Raw genomic sequence first — 2894 nt, 5'->3', positions numbered from 1 at the left:
GGTTAGTGAAACAACGTTTCACTCGAGCGCAAGACGAAGAGCTATGCTCGAAGTGAGCACGATTAAATCGAGCACCGCTCGGCCCTGCTGCAAGGCGAGAAGCTATGCTTCGAGTATAGAGGTTAGTGAAACAACGTTTCACCCTGAAAAGCGCAGCTTCGCAAGAAGATGGAGAGCTATCATCTGAATCTTTAATTTTCATCTATTTTACCCAAATGATCTAGCTCTAACTCATGGCCAATTGGTTGTTGCTCATAATAGAACTGAATTCGAACAGGTTTCACTTCACCATTGCCGAACCAAATTAGTTGTGGTGTTTTACCACCCAATAAATCTTCATTTTTCGCTTTGCTATAGTTTGCCGTGTCTAAGCTTTGAATACCGAAAGAAACACGATCTGGTAACTGTCGGGTTTTAAATTCTTTATAGAGCCGCCAAGTACGATCTGCCTGTTGAATCTGCTCCCGACTCTGATCGTGATATTCAAACAGGTTATAACTAAATGGGGCAACATCTGTAGCATTTTGAGTATTTAAGGCAAAAACTTTGGCCTGATCTGTCGCTTCTTTATTAATTTTTTTGAGATCAAGAATAAACATTTCCCTAGCTTGCATTGCTCGACGTTGATCCACTCCACCGATATTTAACACCACCAAAGATGCCATAATCGTCATAATGACAATCACCACCATGACCTCAATCAGAGTAAAGGCTTTTTGTAATCGCAGTGATGATCTCATCGTCTTTTCAACTAAGGTAAAGCAGATTCAAGTAACTTGGGTAATGCGAGTGCCTGTTCAATATAAGCAACACGCAATGTGTCTCGCGATCCAATGTAACGTTGATAAAAACTCGAATTCAAAATTACAGCCGCGCCATAGGTCAACGACCAAATGGAGGCGAGATAATCACGTGTGGTCATGGTGCTATTGATGTCCAACAAGTAACTCTCAGTCATTCGAATGATGATACGTAAACGTTGCCGACGCACTTTATATAATTCACTAAACAGCAACTGAATGCCCTGACCCGTTGTTGAAAGACGTTCTTCGATTTGGTGAAATAAAGCGGTACGCTCAGGATGATGGAGATGATGCAGCATAAAAAAAGCCAAATGTTCTGGAAAAGCTTTTTCAGTATCTTGAATCATTTCAAGTAACATGCGCTCATTGCGAATAATAAGCAGCATATATAATTCGTCTTTACTTTGAAAATGTTTGTATAAGGTCCCTTTTGCAAGATCTAGTTCCGCTGCTAAGGCATCTAGTGTCATGCCCGCTTCACCATTTTCTAATAGGAGTTGCTCCGCGATTTGAAAAATTAATACTTCTCGTGCTCTGAACTGAGCTTGCCGATCCATTTTCACGTAATAACTCTCTTTCCTAATACAACAAAACCGTTTATTTCAAATTTAAAAGATTTTCAAAATTTTGGGCAGTGATCATGCCAATTTCTTCAACCGATTTATCATATACATCACTGAGTGCTTTTGCTACATACGGCACATATTTCGGTTCGTTGGTTTTACCACGATAAGGTACAGGTGCTAAATAAGGACTATCTGTTTCAATCAGTACACGGTCAAGTGGAACCTGTTTAGCGACATCTCGCAAATCCTGTGCATTTTTAAATGAGATAATGCCAGAGAATGAAATGTAGTAGCCACAGTCCAGAACAGCTTTCGCAGTTTCCCAATCTTCAGTAAAGCAGTGCAGAATACCATGTGTAGAGTGTTCCGCCCGAATAATATCGACTGTATCGTGTTTCGCTGCTCGGGTATGCACCACTACAGGCTTTTTGACAATTTTCGACGCTTCAATATGGCGTGCGAAGCAACGTTTTTGCTCAGCCACGAAATCAGTACTATGGTAATAGTCCAACCCCGTTTCCCCCAATGCCCAGACTTTATCTGATTGTGCAAGCTTCACAAGATAGTCGGTTGTTGCACGCGCCATAATCTGCTCATCTTCACAAGGATGCACACCGACTGAGTAACCAACATCATCATGTCTTGCCGCAATGTCTGCCAATTTAACATGATCATCCAAATCGACTGAAATCCCCATGAACTTGGAAACACCTGCAAGCCGAGCTTGCTCCAGTGCCTGATCTAAATCACCGTTATAAGGTGTCAGATCCAACATGGTTAAATGGCAATGCGTATCAACAAACACTCTTTTTTCCTATCTATAACGCTTACATGGTGTAACTTGGGCGATCAAGGCCTTTTGAACCTGCCAGCAACTTTTCAGCCTCATTTTTATAATACACACCTTTTTCACCCATCAACTGGATTGCAAAACCCTGCGGCTTAAAGTGTGCTTGTTTATAAGAAATCCAGATCACCTTACCCATCAATGGAATCTTCTGTGCCTGATCTGGAAGGGTTGCCAGAACAAATACCTCCTGTCCCATCTTGACCGCCTGCTTGGTTGGAACAAATAAACCGCCGCCTTGAACAAAAGGCATATAACTTGATTGCAACGTTGCTTTATCAGGAATATTGACCTGTATAATTCCACCCATCATTTGTGGTTGCATAACATTCCCCTGTTAACATAAAAACCGAACACTTTTATATCATGCTGATTAATCTAACAAATTGAACCATCTATAAAAATCAATCTAACTCAGACTTAGCAGATAAAAGATAAGTAATGAGTTAAAGCATTTACATCGTTACTTTTGATTATAGGAAACATTGCTGGAAACAACAAATAATGTTTAATAAAAACGTTCAAACCAAAGGAATTTGCTTATTCTTTAAACAGAAGAAATCTGCTTTATATTTTTTATCTATAGCTGAATATTTAATTTATCATCACACCTAAAACCATAGGAAATGAGGTTTTACAGATATTTCCTTGTGCTAGTATTTTTAGAATTTAGCTATA

Annotated in this window: 4 protein-coding genes and 1 pseudogene; all 5 read right to left on the bottom strand. The window is 39.8% G+C overall.

From position 1 onward, the window contains the following. Positions 1–202 (bottom strand): annotated as a pseudogene (locus tag B4H32_RS11560) (type II secretion system protein GspI); the annotation flags it as partial. Beyond that, positions 192–740 (bottom strand): pilus assembly FimT family protein, encoded by a 549-nt coding sequence (locus B4H32_RS11555; RefSeq protein ID WP_034422915.1) that lies wholly within the window; start codon positions 738–740, stop codon positions 192–194. The pseudogene B4H32_RS11560 and the gene B4H32_RS11555, both read right to left, overlap by 11 nt. 11 nt (positions 741–751) lie before the next feature. Next, positions 752–1360 (bottom strand): TetR/AcrR family transcriptional regulator, encoded by a 609-nt coding sequence (locus B4H32_RS11550; protein WP_004757931.1) that lies wholly within the window; start codon positions 1358–1360, stop codon positions 752–754. 40 nt (positions 1361–1400) lie between these two features. After that, on the bottom strand, positions 1401–2174 hold the full coding sequence (locus B4H32_RS11545) for a TatD family hydrolase (RefSeq protein WP_286803173.1): 774 nt from the start codon (positions 2172–2174) through the stop codon (positions 1401–1403). A gap of 22 nt (positions 2175–2196) precedes the next feature. After that, positions 2197–2541 (bottom strand): PilZ domain-containing protein, encoded by a 345-nt coding sequence (locus tag B4H32_RS11540; RefSeq protein ID WP_286803171.1) that lies wholly within the window; start codon positions 2539–2541, stop codon positions 2197–2199. Positions 2542–2894: the final 353 nt, after the last annotated feature.

Origin of the sequence: Acinetobacter sp. UBA2063 (assembly GCF_002333245.1) — a bacterium.
Classification (GTDB): domain Bacteria; phylum Pseudomonadota; class Gammaproteobacteria; order Pseudomonadales; family Moraxellaceae; genus Acinetobacter; species Acinetobacter parvus.
The sequence above is the reverse complement of the archived record's forward strand: the minus strand, read 5'-3'. Positions and strand labels throughout refer to the sequence as shown.